This window comes from Methylobacillus flagellatus KT (assembly GCF_000013705.1).
Classification (GTDB): Bacteria; Pseudomonadota; Gammaproteobacteria; order Burkholderiales; family Methylophilaceae; genus Methylobacillus; species Methylobacillus flagellatus.
In genome coordinates this window covers 2,723,422-2,742,758 of the sequence record NC_007947.1, presented here as the reverse complement: position 1 = coordinate 2,742,758, position 19,337 = coordinate 2,723,422, and the positions used below count along the sequence as shown (strand labels likewise).

The window sequence follows — 19,337 nt, the reverse complement described above, 5'->3', positions numbered from 1 at the left end:
CTTATCAAAATTTCCTAGTATGTCCCATCGTGATGTTTCGGGTTTTTTATGGAGAAGCCATTGTGGAAACCATGACTTTGAATGACGTTTGCAGGATTCTGAAGATAAACGAAAACACTGGTCGCAACCGGTTGAGCCTGGGCTTGCCAATGCCTCCCTCATTCCGTGTGGGAAGGTGCCGCTTATTCCTATCCACCGAAGTGGAAAAATGGCTATCGGAACGTGCCGGGCTTGCAAGCCGCGCTAAGAGTGGCAGTGATGGTCAAGATAAAAACATTGCAAATCAATAATGATGAGAAGGAAATCATGATGGGACCATAGCTGCAAGCTTTAGCCAGGCCCAGAAGCGCAAAAGGCTTGGGTTATGTGGACCCAAGCCTTTCGGCAAAACCTCAAGATTGCACCCTTGATGACTTTATTGTCTACGCTCCTAAATCGGCTGTCAAGGCCGAGGCCTCAGTTTATCCGAACACCAACCACACTCTTTAATCATGCAGCTGATCGCATCCATGCCGGCAGCTGTGAGGAGTAGTCATGGCAATACCCATTTTCAAGCGCCGTGAAATCGTGCGCCTATTATGCGTAAACAGCAATTTATCGAACCGCCAGATCGCTAACATGCTTGAGGTTGCATCCGGCTCTGTCAACAAGATCGCATCTCAACTGCCGATGTTGGGAATGTCATGGGATGAGCTTAAAACACTAGACGACGATGCCTTTCTGGCCGCCTTTATCAACAAACCAAAACCAATACAGTCAAATCGACCTTATCCAGATTGCCTGCTATGGCATATGGAAATGGAGCGCGACAAGGATGTGACGTTACGTTTGTTGTGGGAAGAATGGCATACAGACCATCGTGATGGCGTTTCCTACCCACAGGCAACACGCATCTATCGTAAATGGCTGAAAAAGCAGCGCGTCAGTATGCGCAAAATCCATTATCCCGGTGAGTCCATATTTGTCGATTTTGCCGGACGCACTTTACCGATTTATAACCCCGATAACCATGAGGTACGACGTGCCCAGGTATTCGTGGCTACGTTGGGTGCCTCAAGCTACTCTTTCTCTATGGCAGTCTGGTCCCAAACCATCCCAGACTGGATACTCTGCAACGTCAAGATGCTGGAATATTTCGGCGGGGTACCGCGCATCATCACCCCGGACAACCTCAAGTCCGCCGTGACCAAAATCACCCGCAGCGGACCACTGATCAATCCTACCTATGCCGAGTTTGCCGAGCATTACGGTACCGCAATACTGCCGGCACGCTCGCGCAAACCGGATGATAAGGGCTCAGTAGAAGTATCGGTACAGATCGTCCAGCGCTGGATTCTGGCAGCACTTCGTCATCGGCAATTCTACTCACTGGAAGAAGCCAATACCGAAATCCTGAGGCTATTGGAAATACTCAACCATCGGGAAATGAAGGCGTACAAAACTTCGCGTCAGCAGCGCTATGAAATGCTGGACGAGCCTGCGTTAAAGCCGCTGCCTGATACTGCCTATGAATATGCCGCCTGGCGGCTCAAGGTGCGGGTCGGTGATAACTACCACGTACTCCATGATGGTCATTACTACTCAGTGCCGTATGCACTTGCTCATAGCTTTGTAGATATCCGTGCCAGCTCGAAAACCATAGAGATCATTCATAACGGGATGCGGGTTGCGTCACATGTGTTATCCAATCTTCCCGGCGTTTATACCACCCATCCGCAACATAGGTCACCAAACCATATTGCCTATCTTGAAGGTGGTCCGGATCAATTGCTGCAATGGTCAAAAAGTGTTGGCATGGCAACCGAAAAGGTATTCCAACAGCATCTGCTGGAAAGTCGCCATCTGGCGAATGGAATACGCACCGCATGTGCAATCCAGAAGCTAGGCCGTCAATACGGTGTGGAGAGGCTGGAGGCAGTATGCGAGTACGCCATCCGGATCAACTCTGTTACCCACTCCAGCATCCTGTCTATTTTCCGTAGCAAGGTGGATCAACGACCAGAGCAACCCTCAAAAACTGAAGCACAAGCTAGCCACGCCAATTTACGTGGCCGTGATTACTACAAACAAAGTATCGGAGAAAAAGAATGATGACACAACAAACCCTATCGAAATTAAGGGAGCTGAAACTACCGGGTATGGCAGATGCGTTGCAAGTCAATCTCGGGCAGCCAGCATTCCGCAGTCTGACATTTGAAGAGCAGATGGGCATTCTGGTTGACAGTGAAGTGTCCTCCCGCGAAAGTCGGCGATTGAATCGCTTGCTTAAAGTGGCCAAGTTGCGGTATCCCTCTGCCTGCCTGGAAGATGTAGATTTCCGCGAATCGCGTGGACTGGAAAAAGGGCTGTTTGCAGTATTGGCCAGTTGCGATTGGGTACGTCAATGCAGGCACATCATCTTTACCGGCGCCACAGGTACCGGTAAAAGTTGGGTCGCATGCGCATTAGCCGTTCAGGGGTGCCGTGTAGGGTTATCAGCAATCTACCGTTCCTCCAATCAAATTGCTGAAGAAATTATTATTGCAGAGGCAACTGGCTCATTGCCCCAACTGAAAGGAAGATTGGTCAAGGCTGCCATCCTGGTGATTGATGACTTGGGGCTAATGCCATTTGACGCTCTGGTAGCCAGAACACTATTTTCAATTGTCGATGAACGTGACCGGTTGCGCACAGGCCCTCTGGTTATTACCAGCCAATATCCGACTGATAACTGGTATTCATTACTGGGGGATCCTACGGTTGCCGATGCGATACTGGATCGCATTGTACATTCTGCGCACCATATTCATTTGAATGGAGACTCTATGCGAAAGAGTAGAGCAAAGGACTGATGGGGTAAGACGCTAGGGCGGTGTGTCTTGGCGTCACTTAAAAATTCACTGATTACTCGGGTGCTGCTGAGCACTATGATGCAATTGCTGAGCAGCCACATGCAATTGGTGAATAGTAAAGATGAAATCGATGCGCATTACCTTATGCAATTACTGAGAAGTATGGAATGAAATTAGGTGAGCAGTGGGGATGCAATTTCGCGGTTGATGATGCCATTGTCGTCGTGGAAAACGTAGAACGACTCATGACGCAGGAAGGCCTGAGTGCCAAGGAAGCAGCACGTAAATCCATGGATCAGATTCAAGGCGCCTTGATCAGCATTGGCGTGGTGATTAGTGCGGTGTTCTTGCCAATGGCATTCATTTCAGGCTCTACTGGGGTGATTTATCGGCAATTCTCCATCACGATTGTTGCTGCCATGGCTTTTTCGGTACTGGTGGCGATTTTCTTCACACCCATGCTATGTGCCACCTTGCTCAAGGCTAATCATGGCTCGGGACATGTGTGGGCGCCGTTCAGATGGTTCAATCGGGTGTTCGAACGCGGCAGTCATGGCTATCAAGGAGCCGTGAAAAAAACCCTTAAAAACCGCAGCATTGTCTTTGTGATCTATCTTGCCATCGTTGGGGGGGCTGGGGGTGATGCTCACCAATCTGCCGAGCGGTTTCCTGCCGGAGGAGGATCAGGGCGTGATGATGATGCAGGTGACACTGCCTCCGAATTCTAGTGCAGAACGTACTGAAGCTGTGCTCGATCAGGTGCGGGAACACCTGATGTCGAAAGAGGGGGATATGGTAAAAAGCGTATTCACCGTCCGAGGCTTCAACTTCGCAGGGAATGGACAGAACTCCGGTATCGCATTTATTGAGTTCTTTGATTTCGCCGACCGTAAAGAGACCAGTAAAAAGGTGCAGGCGTTAGCATTGAGGGCCTTCGAGGATTTCAAGAAGATCAAGGACGCTACCATCATTCCTATTGTTCCTCCCTCTATTCTTGAGCTCGGGAACTCATCCGGCTTTGATATTTTCCTGCAGGATCAGGCCGGCTTGGGCCATGAGGTCTTAATGCAGGCGAGAGACAAGTTCTTGCAGCTGGCTTCACAGGATCCCAAACTCGCCCTGGTGCGCCCCAATGGCCTGAATGATGAACCACAGTATGAAATATTGATTGATGAAGAGCGGGCCAGGGCTCAACAGGTCAGCCTTGCGGAAATCAATCAAACCATGTCGGTGGCCTGGGGTTCGGCTTACGTCAATGATTTCATAGACCGTGGTCGCGTCAAGAAAGTCTTTATACAAGGTGTCAGCAGCTCTCGCATCTCGCCGGAAGATTTCAACAAGTGGTTCGTACGGAGCAATAGTGGGGAAATGGTTCCTTTCTCGGCTGTTGCATCAGGCCGCTGGATATATGGCTCTCCCAAGCTGGAACGCTTCAATGGCGTATCTTCCGTGGAGATTGTTGGTCAGCCTGCACCAGGATTCAGCACTGGTGAAGCCTTGGCTTCTGTGGAACGCATCATGCATGAAATGCCCCCAGGCATCGGCCTGGCATACACCGGTCTTTCTTATGAGGAGGGCGAAGCAGGGTCGCAGACGACAGTGCTTTTCCTACTGTCCGCCTTGATTGTATTCCTTTGCCTTGCTGCACTTTATGAGAGCTGGTCCGTTCCTGTCGCCGTCATGATGGTGGTTCCATTGGGGATTATTGGCGCTGTGGCGGCCACCATGTTGCGCGGAATCTCTGCTGACGTATTTTTCCAGGTTGGCTTGCTCACGACCATGGGCCTGGCTGCCAAGAACGCGATCCTGATCGTCGAGTTCGCCAAGGAGCTACGAGATAAGCATGGCAAAACTACAGTGGATGCTGCGATTGAAGCTGCCCGTCTCAGGCTGCGCCCCATCATCATGACATCAATCGCTTTCTTGTTTGGTGTACTGCCAATGGCTCTTGCCAATGGCCCCAGTAGCGGCAGCCAGCACTCCATTGGTACAGGTGTCGTAGGGGGCATGCTCACTGCAACCTTCCTCGCCATTTTCTTCGTGCCCTTGTTCTATGTGCTGGTTGTGGATGGCATCAAAGGTAAAAAGAAGCCATCAGCAAATCGGGAAGAATGATGTTGCAGACATCAAATGCATGGTGGCTTGGGGATTGCGTGATTCGAGCATACCCCTGTCATGAGTGAGATATCCCATCTCTCAAGAAGGTTGAAGAGGTATTTTTAGAAATGAATTACAAACTCATTGTGATGACATTGACATTGGCCTTGGCATTGGGCGCTTGCTCATACATGCCGACTTATGAAAGGCCGCAGTCTCCGGTGACCGAGGTCTTTCCTGCCGGGGATGCGGATACCACCAGCCAGGCAGCCAATACTCTACTTCCTCACTGGCGGCATTTCTTCAAGGATGAAGCGCTCCAGAAGCTGGTGACCATGGCGTTGTTAAACAATCGCGATATCAGCATTGCAGTTGCCAATGTCGAGGCCTATCAGGCTTTATACAGGATACAGCGGTCCGAACTCTTTCCTCAGCTGAGCGCTACTGGTGGCGGGACACGTTCAAGGACACCTGCAGCGATTTCACCAGCCAATCAAGACTGGATGCTGACCCAGTATTCAGCATCGATTGGGTTGACGGCATATGAACTGGATTTGTTTGGACGTGTGAGAAGCCTGAATACCCAGGCCCTCGAGCAGTACTTTGCCAATACCGAAAACCTGAAGGCAGCCTATCTAAGCCTGATCACAAGCATCGGCGAGAGCTACTTTACCTGGCAGTCAGATTCAAGGTTGCTGGAAATAAGCCAGCGGTCCTTGAAAACCTATCAGCAAAGCTATGACTTGATGGAAACCAATTTCAAGACCGGGCTCATCTCCGCAATGAGTCTGAAGCAAGCGGCCATCCAGGTAGAAACGATGCGTGCAAGCGTGGAGCAATACACCAGGCTGGTCGAGCAGGATATCAATGCCCTGCAATTATTGGTGGGGACAAAAGATCCCATTCAGTTAGACAGCCCCAAGACGATGTTAGCCACGGGTCAACTAGAGGATTTTCCAGTAGGGTTGAGCTCGGAAGTATTGCTGGCCAGGCCGGATATTCAAGCGGCAGAGCACCAGTTAAAGGCTGCAAATGCCAATATTGGTGCCGCCCGGGCTGCTTTCTTTCCCCGCATTGCGTTATCGGCATCATTGGGCACTTCCAGCAGTGAATTGTCTGGGTTGTTCGGTAGCGGATCAGGCGCCTGGTCATTCTCCCCTCAAATCTCCATTCCCATCTTTACCGCAGGCAGGCTGAAGGCAAATCTGGATTATGCAGAGATTCAGAAGGATATCCAGATCAAGCAGTACGAGAAGGCTATTCAAGCTGCTTTCAAGGAAGTGGCCAATGGGTTGGCGGCACGTAAGACCTACACCAATCAGCTTGATGCCCAGACAGCCTATTTTGATCACGCAACTGCATATCTGGGCATGGCGCAAAACCGCTATGAATCAGGGGTCGACGATTATCTCACCGTGCTGGATGCGCAACGTTCCGTTTATCAAGCTGAACAACAGTTCGTTACAACCCAGCGGGATAAGTTGATCAGTGAGTTGCAACTATACAAAGCACTTGGAGGGAATCTCCAATAGTGCGGACAGCTTCATTTTTTATCAGCAATAGGAGTTACAAATGGCAATTATCGATCGTGTACTAGTTGGCGAAGCACTCGTCGTGGATCAGCGGCCTGACGGAAGCGGGCTGGATCTTCAGAATGTCGCCCATATTGATCTCATCATTGGCCCTAGAGGAAGTGCTGCAGAAGATGCATTCGTGCGCACGCTCACAGACCAGAAAACAGGGGTGAATGGATTGTTGGCAGTAGTCGCGCCCAACCTCATGACGAAGCCAGCGACGGTGATGTTTAACAAGGTCACCATCAAGAATGGCAGGCAAGCGGTGCAAATGTTCGGCCCTGCCCAACGTGGTGTTGCATTGGCTGTCATGGATGCCGTGGCTGAAGGCACTATTCCCGAAGCAGAAGCGGACGATATATTTATCTGCGTTGGCGTGTTCATCGACAGCAAGGCAGATATTGACGAGCGCATCCAGGATTGGAATTATTCCGCAACCTTGCAAGCCCTTCGTAATGCAGTCAAGCGAGAACCAAAGGTTTCAACTGTTCTTGCCCAGTACAAGGCTAGCGCCCACCCCTTTCAGGCCAAGTAGCTCCACAGGGGGCAAGATTCCTCTTCATAACGCTATCTGGACTGGAGAGCTGGCGCTATCGGGCGCTGCAGTCAACAGGACAGAGTTGCCCTGGTGAAAATGGCAGGGTGGTGTTGAAAACAAAAATCCCATTTAAATGGGATTTTTGTTTTTGATGAAGCCGAGACTGGCAGATATTAACTGATGGTGTACAACAGGCTTACTGGCCGACTCCAAGCCGGCTGAGACTCAGCCACACTTGCTATCCCCGCAATTGAGGCATGTGAGGCAACCGTCCATGACGATAGCGGCCTTGGTCTGGCACTTATTGCATAATTGCGCGCCGGGCGGGAATCCATCGGCATTGGTTTCAGCACCAGATGCCGCATGTTTTTCCATGTATTCGGCGCGTTTCTCGTCGATGAGCTTCTGCTGGTGTTCATCGGGGCCGGACTTCTTCAGCATGCCGATCTGATAGAGATGCTGCTCGAGCACTTCGCCGATCTCAGCGACCAGGCTGGGGATGTACTTGCCACCTTTCTTGAAATAACCGCCGCTGGGCTCGAATACGCTCTTGAGCTCTTCCACCAGAAAAGTGATATCGCCGCCCTTACGGAAAGTGGCCGACATGACACGCGTGAGCGCAACGATCCACTGGAAGTGCTCCATGTTCTTGGAATTGATGAAGATCTCGAACGGGCGGCGGTGCTCCTGCGGGGTACCTTCGTTCATCACAATGTCATTGATAGTAATGTAGAGGGCATGTTCGGTCACCGGCGTCTTGATCTTATAGGTGTTGCCGATGAGCATTTCCGGGCGGCTGAGCGGTTCGCCCAGTTGCACGATCTCGGCAAGCTTCTGCTCGTGCGCCTGCTGCTCGGCCGCCATTTGTGCCGCCTTGAGTTTGTCTTCTTCGGTGATGACGTTGTAACCGGTGATTTTCTTGTCTATCTTGATTGCCATGATCGTCTCCTGTGTGCTTGCGCCACTGGGGCCGGGCAACAGATTGTAGTCCGCTGCCCGGCAATGTGTTTTAGAACTTGCCGTAATAGCCTTCCTTGAGGGCGTCGTAGAGGTTGGCGGCGGTGTGGATTTCGCCGTCGTACTCGATTTCCTCGTTGCCCTTGGCCTCGATCACGGTGCCGTCGTCCAGCGTGAACTTATAGGTGGTGTTCTCGAGGTCCTTCTCTGTCACCAGCACGCCCTGGAAGGCTTCGGGATTGAAGCGGAAGGTGGTGCAACCCTTGAGCCCTTTTTCATAGGCGTAAAGGTAGATGTCCTTGAAATCGTTGAAATCGTAATCGGTCGGCACATTGATGGTCTTGGAAATGGAGCTGTCTATCCATTTCTGCGCGGCGGCCTGGATGTCCACATGGGCTTTTGCCGGGATGGTGGACGAATCCATGAAGTATTCCGGCAACTGCGTTTCGGCCTGGTCGGAGAACGGCATCGCATCCGGGTTGACCAACGCGCGGTAGGCCAGCAGTTCGTAAGAGAACACGTCGACCTTTTCCTTGGACTTCTTGCCTTCGCGGATGACGTTGCGGCTGTAGTGGTGCGCAAACGATGGCTCGATGCCGTTGCTGGCATTGTTGGCCAGGCTGAGCGAGATGGTGCCGGTCGGTGCGATCGAACTGTGGTGGCTGAAGCGGGCGCCGGTCTCGGCGATGCGCTTGCGCAGCGCTGCCGGGAACTGTTGCAAGTAGCGGCTGTAGCGGCCCATGAGCACCTTGCCCTTGACCTTGTCGCCAAGCTTGATGCCGTCTTTCGCCATTTCGGGGCGCTTGGACAGGAGGTCGGGAGTGATCTCGAATTCCTCCTCCATGATAGGGGCCGGGCCCTTTTCTTCCGCCAGCTGCACGCCGACTTCCCAACCGACTTCGGCCATGACCTTGGTGACTTCCTCGGTGAACTGCAGCGAATCGGCCTCGCCATATTTCATCCTGAGCATGGTGAGCGTGGAGCCCAGCCCCAGGTAGCCCATACCGTGGCGGCGCTTGCGGGCGATCTCGTCACGCTGTTGCTGCAAGGGCAGACCGTTGATTTCGACGACGTTATCGAGCATGCGGGTGAAGATGGCGACGACTTCGCGGTATTCGTCCCAGTCGAAATAGGCTTTGTCGGTGAACGGTTCGCGCACGAACTTGGTCAGGTTGATCGAGCCAAGCAGGCAGGCGCCATAAGGCGGCAGCGGCTGTTCGCCGCATGGGTTGGTGGCACGGATGTTCTCGCAATACCAGTTGTTGTTCATCTCGTTGACGCGGTCGATGAGGATGAAGCCGGGCTCGGCGAAATCGTAGGTGGAGGACATGATCACATCCCACAGGCGCTGCGCCTTGATGGTCTTGTAGACCCGACAGGCCACCTTGCCGTCGGATTCGCGTGTGAGGTATTTGTCCTTCACCGGCCATTCGCGCCAGACTACCGCGTGCTCATCGTCGAGGTCGAGTTTGTCCTGCTCGGCCTCCCTCGCGGTGACGGGGAAGGCGAGCTTCCATTCCGCATCTGTCTTCACCGCTTCCATGAACTCCCTGGTGATCAAGGTGGATAGGTTGAACTGGCGCAGGCGCCCTGCCTCGCGCTTGGCCTTGATGAAATCGGTCACGTCAGGATGAGAAATGTCGAAGGTCGCCATCTGTGCGCCACGGCGGCCACCTGCGGACGAGACAGTGAAGCACATCTTGTCGTAGATATCCATGAACGAGAGCGGGCCACTGGTGTAGGCGCCCGCGCCTGCGACAAAAGCGCCTTTGGGCCGCAGGGTGGAGAACTCATAGCCGATGCCGCAGCCCGCCTTCAAGGTCAGGCCGGCCTCGTGCACTTTCTCCAGGATGCCATCCATGCTGTCCTCGACGATGCCGGAGACGGTGCAGTTGATGGTGCTGGTGGCGGGCTTGTGCTCCTGCGCGCCTGCATTGGAGGTAATGCGTCCGGCGGGGATCGCGCCGCGGCGCAACGCCCAGAGGAACTTCTCGAACCACAGGCTGCGCTTTTCCTCGGTTTCCTCCACATCGGCCAATGCGCGTGCTACGCGCTTGTAGGTGTCGTCCATGTCCTGGTCGATGAAACTGCCTTGCTTGGTTTTCAGGCGGTACTTCTTGTCCCAAATGTCCAGGGAAACGGACTGCATGGGAACATCTGGCACTTCGGCTTCCTGAGTCTCGGGTTTAGCAGTTTTCACGGCCTTGAGCATGGGGGGTCCTCTCTGGTTTTTCTGGCTGAGTTCGCTGTTGCTGAGTGTGCAGGCTTTGATGTCATGGCAATGCTGCTGACCACAACATATAGTGACTGGATGAGAAGTTATGTCATTTCCTTGTGTTGGTCAAGGGTGTTTTTTGGTGCACGACACGATGCGCATGCCTCGGAAAAGAGCATGCGGAGCATATGCCTTTTGCCGACAATGTGTTGGCGCAGGGTGAGTCCTTGCTTCGGATGAGAGTTGATATTTCAGGAAATGTTTGTTGAGCCAGCTGGAGGGAATTGCGGGAAGGAAGGCATGATCGAAAGAGCTGCACTGAGTGGTGAGCACCCACCCAGTGCTGTTCTATCTCATGCCTGGATGACTGCATCCACGTCATTGGCAATGGCAGCATACAAGTCGCGCGTAGCAGCCAGTGCAGCCTTGTGCACATCGGAGGCCGGAATGATGCTGCCGTCCGCACCGGGAAGGGCCCGGGTTGCGGTGGCGCTGGCAACCACGGTGGGCGCATAACCCAGGTTGAAGCCACCATGCGCGGTGGAGTTGATGCACATGTGCGTCATAAAGCCCACCAACACAATGTTGCGGACACCGTTGGCCTTCAATGCCTCATCCAGGTTGGTTCCAACAAAGGAGTTGGGATAATGCTTGGTAATGACTGTTTCACCTTCAATGGGTGCGACCGCATCCGCAATCTGGCCGATCTTGGCACGAATATCATATGGCGTGCCTTCGCCTGCATCATGCTGGATATGGATCACCGGTACCTCGAGCTTGCGCGCTTTTTCCAGCAGGCGCCTTGCTTCCTGCAGCGCGGGTTCGACGCCTTCCAGTTGCATGATGCCTTCGCGATAAGTGTTCTGGCAGTCAATCAGGATCAGGGCCGAATCGGCCAGTGATGCCGGTGCCTGGCCAAGCCCGGTCAAGTCGCGCAGTGTCGTGGTCATGATCTCTCTCCTGTTGATCTGTGGGTTATTGGCCCCACTGGGGTGGGGCCATGTGTATTGATCGTAGGTGGCAGTATAAAGAGATTGACCTGTATTGCGAGCGTGACGGAACCTGCCAGATGGCTAGAAGAAATAGCTCATGCCCAGCGCACCCAGGGTGGCGTTGGTGCCAGAGGCCCATTCCTTGACAATATTCAGGTTGAATTCGATGGTATTGCTCAATTGTGCCTTGAGCCCTACTTCGAGTTGCTGAACGTTATCGGGTGCGCTGAGGCCATCAATCCGGGTGCGATACGCTGGTGCCGGGTTAGGCGAGAGCGTAATCCCACGGTCACCCTTGGCTTCGTGAATGTAGGCGTACTTCAGATTGGGTTTGACCATGAGGCCGAACCCATTGACCACGCTACCTTCGATGCGCAGCCCGGCTGATATTGGCAGGGAATATACGCTCTCCGACTCGTAACGATTACCCCAGGTTGGGTCGTCTTCAGCATATCCCCGCTGACGGATGCTGTCGTATTGCACTGCCATAAATGGGTTGATACTCAAGGAGTTCAGGTAGCTCTTGAATCCGAACTCGATGGCACCGCCAAATGCAGAGGTTTTGTGGTCGCCAGTCACACGGCGGCCAATCGCGTAGCGGCTATGGTCATTCTCGAAATACCCGGCCATGAGCAGCGCCTTGCCATACAGGCCGGCATCGGATTTCACCATGCCGTGCACGCCGATATTGATGCCATTGGCGCGGCCGGAAGTCCAGCGGTCCGACACGTTGTAGTTCAGGTGCGAGAAGCCGAGCGCCGCCCCTACGACGGTATGCTCACCTACGCGGCGGTCATAGCCTGCGGCAGCGCCTGAATCACTGCTCCAGGTGGAGGCTGTATTCGGATTGCCCGATATGTCCATGACGCGACGGTTCATCCTGATCCAGCTGCGTTCCTCCTTCTCGCATTCCTGGCGTGTTGCCGTGATGGGGTTGCTATCGCAATCCAGCAACGCGGAGGATTCGTTGAATATGCTATTGGCGAACCCGGCGCGCGAGCTGGCAATCGCTTGCTGGCTGGCCACTGTGCCTTCACCTGTGATGGAATCCACTGCGCGTTGGTAAGCTACCGGGTCCCAGATGCTGATGACTGCATCAATGACAGGTTGGTAGGCGGGTGCGCCGGCAATCTGGGCAGGGTTGATGAGGTTGTTGATATAGCTGCTTGCGTTCTGCGTAGCGAAGTTTTGACTGTATTCCACATTGTAGGTCAGGAACAGTGTATCGCCGATGAAGGTCAGTGTCGGCTTGAAGGCGACTGTAGTGGAAGGGTTGCCGTTATAGAAATACGGATTGAGCGTAATGCCGTTGTCCGTGATCGCACCAGCTCCTGAGACCACCAGTGGAATCTGGTTGAAGCCGGGTTTGCCGGCGCCGGCCGTGACAGGATTGAGTGTCACCTGTCCATCCAGGGACACTGTGCCTGTCACGTGCAGCAGGTCAGTGAAGTCCAGTGCTGCTGCGCTGGTGGCGAAATTAATGTCGAACAGCAGGTGACCGGTGGCAGATTGGACAAAGTCGCCGGTGAGTGTGACAGGCCCGTTGCCGCTGAGGTTGGACATGACCGTGCCCAGGCCGCCAGGGGAGAAGTAACCGTCGTTGGTGAACAGGTTGCCTGCGCCCAGGTTTACCTGGCTGCCGGTGTGGTAATAGGAACCGGCGCCATTGTGGAACGCATTGGTGCCAGCCCCGAGGTCCACGGAGCCGAAGATCATGGCGCCGTTGAGGTTCTCTATCCTGTCGTTGCCGGTTGTGCCCTTGATGACGGTGTCGAATATGTTTCCGCCAGTGCGAATGACCGCAGTGTCGGCAGGGTCCAGGCTGTTGTCGTTCACAATCCGGTTGTTGTTGCCGCCGACCAGGGAGATGGCAGTACCGCCTGCGCCGCCTTCCACCAGGCCGCCGTTTTCGAACAGGATGTTGCCGCCGGTGAAACCGAGGCTTTCCAATGTCAATGCGATGCTGCCTGGTGCTGTCGAAATGATGGCACTATGGTTCAGCACCTCGATGTTGCCTGCGATGCCATTATTGGCCTGGCTGGATAGGTGGATTGCAATGCCAGTATTGTTTGAGACAATCTCGCCACCACGATTATCCAGGCGGATATTGCCCGCATTGCCTGTGGCCGAAATACTATGTGCGCGAATCGCGGAAGCATCGCCGCCAGTGGCACTGATGATCCTGCCTGATACATTGCTGATGCTCACATTGCCCGCATCGTCATCCGCCTGGCTCAATGCACTGATGGCAGAAGCGTGACCGCTGCCCGTCAGCTGTATCACACCATTGGTGCTGTCCACTGTCACATCGCCAGATGTACCCATGGCCGAAATGCTTTCAGCGATGATCCCTGCTGCGCTTGACCCATCCGTGAGGATAGTGCCGCCGATATTGCTGGCGCTGATATCGCCCGCTGCTGAATTTCCAGTGCCCATGGCATAGACCTGGGAGCGTGCAGCCATTGCATGACTCGCGCTGCCATGGGTGACGATGGTGCCGGTGTTGGTGGCCGTGACATCACCAGCGCCGAACCCGGACGCCAGGCTGAGCGCCATGATGCCGCTGGATTGATTGCCTTCTGTCATGAGTAGGGCAGTGTTGCCAGCCACGACATTGCCTGCACCGCCGGACTGTGCACCAGTCGGCAGGCCGGCCCAGAACAGGTCTTGTGCCATGTAGCTGGCCAGCCCAGACACACCGCCAACGCTGAGGGCGGTGATCGCATCGGAGCGGGAACCTACAGTCAGGATGCTGCCGGTATTGTTGACAGTGACCTGGCCTCCGCTGCCGCCTGTTTGGTTACTGCTGCCGTTGGCCGAGCCTGCCGGGCCCGCGGTGCCATTTGCTCCCGCGGCCCAGCTAATTGGATTCATGCATGGGTCAGTGGGCAGTGATGCAGGATAGCAGTCTGAACCGCTTGCACCCCCTATGCCCGCAGCGCCACCATTTCCGATGTTGCCACCATTACCGCCAATCGCTCCCAGGCTTTGAGCTAAAATCGCCGAGGCATAGCTGGCACCAGTGGTTTGCAGTTGTTGCGCATTGGTGACATTGACACTGCCGCCATTTCCACCATTTCCACCATTTCCACCATTTCCACCAGCGCCTCCGTTACCCCCTACGCCGGATGCGCCATGCTGGCTGCCATCCCAGAACCAGGAGGTGACATGGCCTGCAGTCCCACCTGTCCCACCTTGGCCGCCTGTCCCGCCCTGGCCGCCAACACCACCGATCCCGCCGTGGCTTTCCGCCAGGATGGCTGTCATGCCGGCAACAATGCGGCCTGTGGTATCCAATGTCGTCACGAAGACAGAACCGCCATTGCCACCGGCTCCGCCATTGCCTGCATTGCCCCCTGTTCCGCCGTTTCCGCCGCCGCCGCCGTCACTGGCAATGGACTGGGAGCTGTGAAGAGTATGCCCACCTCCATCGCCAGCCGTACCGCCGCGACCCCCTGTGCCACCGCGCCCACCTGTTCCCCCACGCCCCCCCTGGCTGGATGCCAGAATGCCAGTGCCGCTGGTAGATAGTTCGCCGCCAGTAAGAGATACCAAGACGTTTCCACCGGCGCCTCCTGTGCCTCCTGTGCCTCCTGTGTAGCCAATGCCCCCAGTGCCGCCTTGTGACCCATCCTCCTTTTCCTTGAAGGTGAATGGAGCGGGGGCTGCTATTCCGACGCCATTTCCTCCGTTACCGCCCTGTCCGCCTGTCCCACCTTGTCCGCCTGTCCCACCTTGTCCGCCAGTGCCTCCCTGTCCACCCATACTCTGGATCTGGTAGCCATTGATAGCAGTGGTGATCTCAATATTGGCATTCAGCTCGATATTGCCGCCAACGCCCCCTATTCCCCCAGTGCCGCCTATACCCCCTATACCGCCTATGCCTCCGATGTTACCTAGCGCTGTTTTCGCTACTGGAAGCAAGCTACTGGATTCAATTTCTCCCACGGCATGCGCGCCCTGACCGCCTTTGCCGCCTTGTCCGCCCTGTCCGCCCGTGCCACCCTGTCCGCCTGTTGACGATAATGCAGCGATAGTATCGGCATTGGCAGTTTCCGCATTCAGGTTGAGCGTAATGTCACTGCCGGTGCCACCGACCTCTCCTGCACCGCCAGTGCCGCCTTGCCCGCCAGTGCCGCCTGCGCCACCTTGTACACCGTAGGCGCTGGTATTGGGTATGACCATAGGCGGGAAAATCAGCAGGTTGTTTACAGGGATAGTGCCGACAACGGCATCTCCGCCTTGTCCGCCCGTTCCGCCCGTTCCGCCAATCTGAGCAGTACCGCCCTGTCCACTGGTGCGCTGGAAGGTAAACGCCGTGTTGCCCGGTGTGATGATGTCGGTGGCTTCGATGGTGCTGGTGAAGTCCGGCGCAGCTGTTCCTGCAATACCATTGGCGCCATTGGAGACCACGCTGCTGACTGATGTGACGGAAATGGTGGAACTGCCGGTTTCCAGGAGGTTCACTGTAAAGCCATCATGGGCGACCTGGTTGGTTGATGATGTGTGAGGAATTCCATTGATGGTGTATTCGGCATCCTGAGATGTGATACCGAGAGGCGTAACTCTAACTAATGAATTCGGGTCATTAGGATCAGAAAGATAGGTCACTTCCGCAGGCGGGGAGAATTCCAGGCCCGCGACCGAAGGAGGCGTTGTTGGGGCACCCGGAATAGGAGCTGTCACGGGGGCGAGGCTGGTTGTGCTAACGGTGAAGTCATTACCTGCCCCGGTTTTTCCTTCGATAGCCAATACGGCAACCCGCGTCTTTGTCGAAGCATCTCCAGGAACGAGTTCAATATCCGCATGTTCGATACTGGCTTGGAAATTCTCGTTGTTCAGGGCATTGATTGCATCCTTCAGGTCCCCGAGTGTGGATCCTTCGGTCATGCTGATAACGAGCTCACCTTCAGTTTCGTGCCTGAGCGTGACGTCGAAAGCATGGCCATCATTGAGGACGGTACTCTCCTGCAAGGCGGCATTGGCATTGGTGCTTTGTCGCATATTGCTGGCCAGCCGAGCAATGCTGATTACATAATTACCCGCGGCAGGATTATCGTCAGGCGATGCATCCATAATGGTGTAATCGGAAATGTCGATCTGTGTCGTGGCGGACCCGCCTGGCGCATCTCGGCCGGGCGTCGCATCGTAAGTGGTGTAAGTTCCGAACTTGTAGATAGCAGCGCAGGCTAGTCCCCATGTCATTTGATCGCAGCGATAGCCACCTGGCCTGCCTGCAGCACCTGCGCTGCCAGTGCCGGGAGAGACAGCAATCGCCGCAGCTTTGGCAGGTGTGGGGGCGATGTCTGTTACCGGTGTGTCGTACGCTATGGGATCTGCAAAGGCTGGTGACAAGGCAAGTAGGCAGCTGGTAGTGATGCCTGGAATCAGGCGGATGGTGTTGCGCTGGTGTTTCATTCTTTCTCCCCGAGAACGGCTGAATCATGGTGCAGGCGGCGCCAACACTGGCGTTCCATGCATCGGGGGATGCTAGCAAAGCGGAAAAAACGAAGCCTACGAAACCCTACAGACTGGGAATGATTGTCAATTCGGCACGGTGATGGGCTCGCAGAGCTGGTAACCGTGATTACGGATCGAGCGGATGGGATTTTGAGTGGTGCCCAGCGAGGCGATTTTCTTGCGCAGCCGGACAATCAGCACTTCCAGCGAGGCTTTGCTGTAATCATGCTGGCCGTCGCTGATCACTTCGAGCAATTGCCAGGTTTCCAGCCGCTGGTCCGGCGCGCGCAGCAATGCCTGCAGCAGGGCTGTCTCATGCTGGTTGAGGGGCACGGAGCGTCCTTGCTTCCTTAGGGACAGGCTTTGCAGGTGCAGCTCGATCTGCTGGGCATTCAAAGGTGCCGGTTTGAGCCGGCGGGACAAGGCCTGGATGGCGGCGTGGATTTCATCCAGAGAGGCTGGCTTGGTGAGGTAAATGTCGGCACCGTGGTCATAGCCCTGCCTTTTATGTTCTGCTTCGGTATTGGCGCTGACGATGATAATGCCGATGTCCGGATAAATCCTGCGGATGCGCTGGGTAAGGCTGAAGCCGCTTTCTCCGGGCAGGTTGAGGTCGATCAGCATGATGTCGATATGGCTGATGTCTTTCTGCTCCGGCAATGCTTCAGCGGACTCCAGACCCACCACATGGTGTCCCTTGCCCGAGAGCGCAGCCACGGTCACTTCCCGCAAGGCGTCATGATCTTCGATAACGACGATGTTCAATGGGGTAGCCATAAGCAGAGTCGAATTCTATCACCATGCAGCGAAGCATCCAGTCTGCCTTTCAGCAATAGCGCCAATGCACGCGAAAGGTAAAGGCCTAGGCCAAAGCCTGTCTGTTTGCGGGAGCCGGGACCGCGATAATACTTGTCGAATAGGCGGCTGATATCCGGCAGTGTTTCCACGCTGTTCTCGATGCAGATGGAGATGCCGTTCCTGCCATCGGCATGCGGCTGTGTACTCACCTCGATGAGAATGGGGCTGCCAGCAGGGGCATACTTGAGTGCGTTTTCCAGCAGGTTCCTGAGTATGAGCCTCAGCATCAGCTGGTCAGTGTTGATGACAGCGGCCGCGCCGATGCAGAGATCTACCCGGGCAGCGCATCCGTATTCGCTGATCAGCGCCGTCAGTATCCTGCCCGTGTCGCAAGATTCGACATTCACCTGGATGCTCTGGTCTTCGATCCTGTTGATCTGGGCGCAGCGGTCTATCATGTCGCTGATATCGTTGATGCTGTGTTCTACATGTTTTTTCAGCGGGCCAGTCATCTGCATGGCATCCAGTGCCAGCCTGATGACGGCTAAAGGCGTCTTGAGCTCATGGGTGATCATGGCCATGAAATGCCCAAGCTCATCGCGTTTCTCGCGTTCGAAAGCCAGTTCCTGCTGGGCAAGCTGCAATGCCAAGCGGGTTTTTTCGGCTTCCTGGCGTAAAGCGGCGGAACGCTGCTGCAGGATGATATACATCAGCAAGCCGGAAACCAGGCTGTAGGCCAGTCCGGAATTCAGGTTCCATTCATCGGTGGCAATCCAGCCCACGATGGGCATCATGGAGGAGCCGATTGACAGTGTCTGTAATGCATAGATGATCTGGAGCGTTTTGCGGCTGGGTGTGCTGTCCTGGCGTGCAGTATAGGGAAGCGTGAGAAACAGGATGGCGCCAGCCAGGATGATGTAGGCATTGATCTGCAACGCTGCCTGTGCATGGCCGGTGCAGAGCAGGAACAGCAGGAACGGGTAGAAGAAAGACAGTGCCAGTAGGGCGCGCATGCCGATGCGGGAGGGCTTGTAGATCACGAGCAGGCTGTAATGCAGCATCATACTGATGAAAGCCACGCTGATGACCAGCAGGCTCGTGAGCTTATCGTTCAGAGGGGCATGGACAAAGGGTGCCAGGTAGCCAAGGACTGAAAGCACATAGGCAATGTGCGTGAGCTGGTACAGCACGAACAGCCCGGTTAGCCGATGCCTGGTGCTGATGAAGTCGTTGGCGGCCCAGAAGGTCAGCCACAGCATCAGGGAGAGATAGATCACGATCAGGGCGCTGCGACGCAGATCCTTAAGCCTGGAGTCCTGGGGCGTCAGCACTTCCGCATAGAGGATGGAGGTGCTGGTCGTTTTCAGCTTGAGGTAGTAGACGGTCGATTCCGGCTGCCCCTGGATCAGGAACCCGAAGGCGGTGGGATACAGGACGTCCCGTTCCTCGAAGGGGTAGGTGTCGCCGGTGGTTCTGGCTAGCCACTGGCCTGGATGGTCTGGGTCGGGCTGATAGAGGGTGACTTCGTCAAGATAGGTCGGGCGTATTCTCAGCTCAAGCGGTTGTGGGCTGCTTGGGCCCACGACAATGCGCAGCCAGTGGGTATCGGGCGTGTAGCCTGCCGTGAGCAGTTTCTTGGCCGGTTCGAACTGCTGCCGCTCGACGGCATGAATATCCAGACTATTGCTCGGGTCGCGGAAGACTTCGCGCTTGATGATCAAATCCTGCGCCTTGCAAGCCGTGCTGAAGGCAAGGCAGCAAAGGGCAAGCATGATGAGCAGTCTTGATCGCACGACAGTCCGGTCCGGGTGGTTGAGGTGCATGATTATGCCTGCCTTCATGCCGGATGTTATACATGCCGACGATAATCATGAG

At 55.0% G+C, this 19,337-nt stretch carries 12 protein-coding genes; 6 read left to right on the top strand and 6 right to left on the bottom strand.

What is annotated here, in order from left to right; all coding sequences use genetic code 11:
• The first annotated feature begins 534 nt into the window (after positions 1-534).
• The 6 genes from istA (at position 535) to fae (ending at position 7,037) form a co-directional block, all read left to right on the top strand.
• Complete coding sequence (gene istA, locus MFLA_RS12990; RefSeq protein ID WP_011480766.1) at positions 535-2,091, top strand: IS21 family transposase; 1,557 nt, start codon at positions 535-537, stop codon at positions 2,089-2,091.
• The gene (gene istB / locus MFLA_RS12985; RefSeq protein WP_011480765.1) at positions 2,088-2,831 is read left to right on the top strand and encodes an IS21-like element helper ATPase IstB; all 744 of its coding nucleotides are present in this window, start codon (positions 2,088-2,090) and stop codon (positions 2,829-2,831) included. The genes istA and istB overlap by 4 nt, the downstream gene beginning before the upstream one ends.
• 167 nt (positions 2,832-2,998) lie before the next feature.
• Positions 2,999-3,559, top strand: coding sequence for an efflux RND transporter permease subunit (locus MFLA_RS15050; RefSeq protein WP_011480764.1), 561 nt, complete (start codon positions 2,999-3,001; stop codon positions 3,557-3,559).
• On the top strand, positions 3,474-4,946 hold the full coding sequence (locus tag MFLA_RS12980; RefSeq protein ID WP_324286804.1) for an efflux RND transporter permease subunit: 1,473 nt from the start codon (positions 3,474-3,476) through the stop codon (positions 4,944-4,946). Before MFLA_RS15050 ends, MFLA_RS12980 begins: the two co-directional genes overlap by 86 nt.
• A gap of 110 nt (positions 4,947-5,056) precedes the next feature.
• Positions 5,057-6,460 carry an efflux transporter outer membrane subunit gene (locus tag MFLA_RS12975; protein WP_011480762.1) on the top strand — a complete coding sequence of 468 codons (1,404 nt, stop codon included), beginning with the start codon at positions 5,057-5,059 and terminating at the stop codon, positions 6,458-6,460.
• A 40-nt stretch (positions 6,461-6,500) separates the two neighbouring features.
• Positions 6,501-7,037: a formaldehyde-activating enzyme gene (gene fae / locus MFLA_RS12970; RefSeq protein ID WP_011480761.1), complete on the top strand. Its 537-nt coding sequence runs from the start codon at positions 6,501-6,503 to the stop codon at positions 7,035-7,037.
• 228 nt (positions 7,038-7,265) lie between these two features.
• Here fae and MFLA_RS12965 read toward each other — a convergent pair whose 3' ends face one another.
• From MFLA_RS12965 to MFLA_RS12940, 6 genes are all read right to left on the bottom strand, one after another.
• Positions 7,266-7,979, bottom strand: a complete 714-nt coding sequence (locus MFLA_RS12965) for a hypothetical protein (RefSeq protein ID WP_011480760.1) — start codon at positions 7,977-7,979, stop codon at positions 7,266-7,268.
• A gap of 70 nt (positions 7,980-8,049) precedes the next feature.
• Positions 8,050-10,209 carry an adenosylcobalamin-dependent ribonucleoside-diphosphate reductase gene (locus tag MFLA_RS12960; RefSeq protein ID WP_011480759.1) on the bottom strand — a complete coding sequence of 720 codons (2,160 nt, stop codon included), beginning with the start codon at positions 10,207-10,209 and terminating at the stop codon, positions 8,050-8,052.
• A 356-nt stretch (positions 10,210-10,565) separates the two neighbouring features.
• Entirely contained in the window at positions 10,566-11,162 is a 597-nt protein-coding gene (locus MFLA_RS12955) for a cysteine hydrolase family protein (protein ID WP_011480758.1), read from the bottom strand.
• A gap of 123 nt (positions 11,163-11,285) precedes the next feature.
• Entirely contained in the window at positions 11,286-16,622 is a 5,337-nt protein-coding gene (locus MFLA_RS15015; RefSeq protein WP_011480757.1) for an autotransporter domain-containing protein, read from the bottom strand.
• 126 nt (positions 16,623-16,748) lie between these two features.
• Positions 16,749-17,441, bottom strand: coding sequence for a response regulator transcription factor (locus MFLA_RS12945; RefSeq protein WP_048811753.1), 693 nt, complete (start codon positions 17,439-17,441; stop codon positions 16,749-16,751).
• Entirely contained in the window at positions 17,426-19,285 is a 1,860-nt protein-coding gene (locus MFLA_RS12940; protein WP_048811752.1) for a sensor histidine kinase, read from the bottom strand. Before MFLA_RS12940 ends, MFLA_RS12945 begins: the two co-directional genes overlap by 16 nt.
• Between the last annotated feature and the right edge of the window lie 52 nt (positions 19,286-19,337).

Bases quoted from the DNA above. Each gene is read 5' to 3' on its own strand.
- MFLA_RS12960 (WP_011480759.1), bottom strand. From the start codon at position 10,209: ATGCTCAAGGCCGTGAAAACTGCTAAACCCGAGACTCAGGAAGCCGAA.
- MFLA_RS15015 (WP_011480757.1), bottom strand. From the start codon at position 16,622: ATGAAACACCAGCGCAACACCATCCGCCTGATTCCAGGCATCACTACC.
- istB (WP_011480765.1), top strand. From the start codon at position 2,088: ATGATGACACAACAAACCCTATCGAAATTAAGGGAGCTGAAACTACCG.
- MFLA_RS12965 (WP_011480760.1), bottom strand. From the start codon at position 7,979: ATGGCAATCAAGATAGACAAGAAAATCACCGGTTACAACGTCATCACC.
- MFLA_RS12955 (WP_011480758.1), bottom strand. From the start codon at position 11,162: ATGACCACGACACTGCGCGACTTGACCGGGCTTGGCCAGGCACCGGCA.
- MFLA_RS12940 (WP_048811752.1), bottom strand. From the start codon at position 19,285: ATGCACCTCAACCACCCGGACCGGACTGTCGTGCGATCAAGACTGCTC.
- MFLA_RS12945 (WP_048811753.1), bottom strand. From the start codon at position 17,441: ATGGCTACCCCATTGAACATCGTCGTTATCGAAGATCATGACGCCTTG.
- MFLA_RS15050 (WP_011480764.1), top strand. From the start codon at position 2,999: ATGAAATTAGGTGAGCAGTGGGGATGCAATTTCGCGGTTGATGATGCC.
- MFLA_RS12975 (WP_011480762.1), top strand. From the start codon at position 5,057: ATGAATTACAAACTCATTGTGATGACATTGACATTGGCCTTGGCATTG.
- istA (WP_011480766.1), top strand. From the start codon at position 535: ATGGCAATACCCATTTTCAAGCGCCGTGAAATCGTGCGCCTATTATGC.
- MFLA_RS12980 (WP_324286804.1), top strand. From the start codon at position 3,474: ATGCTCACCAATCTGCCGAGCGGTTTCCTGCCGGAGGAGGATCAGGGC.
- fae (WP_011480761.1), top strand. From the start codon at position 6,501: ATGGCAATTATCGATCGTGTACTAGTTGGCGAAGCACTCGTCGTGGAT.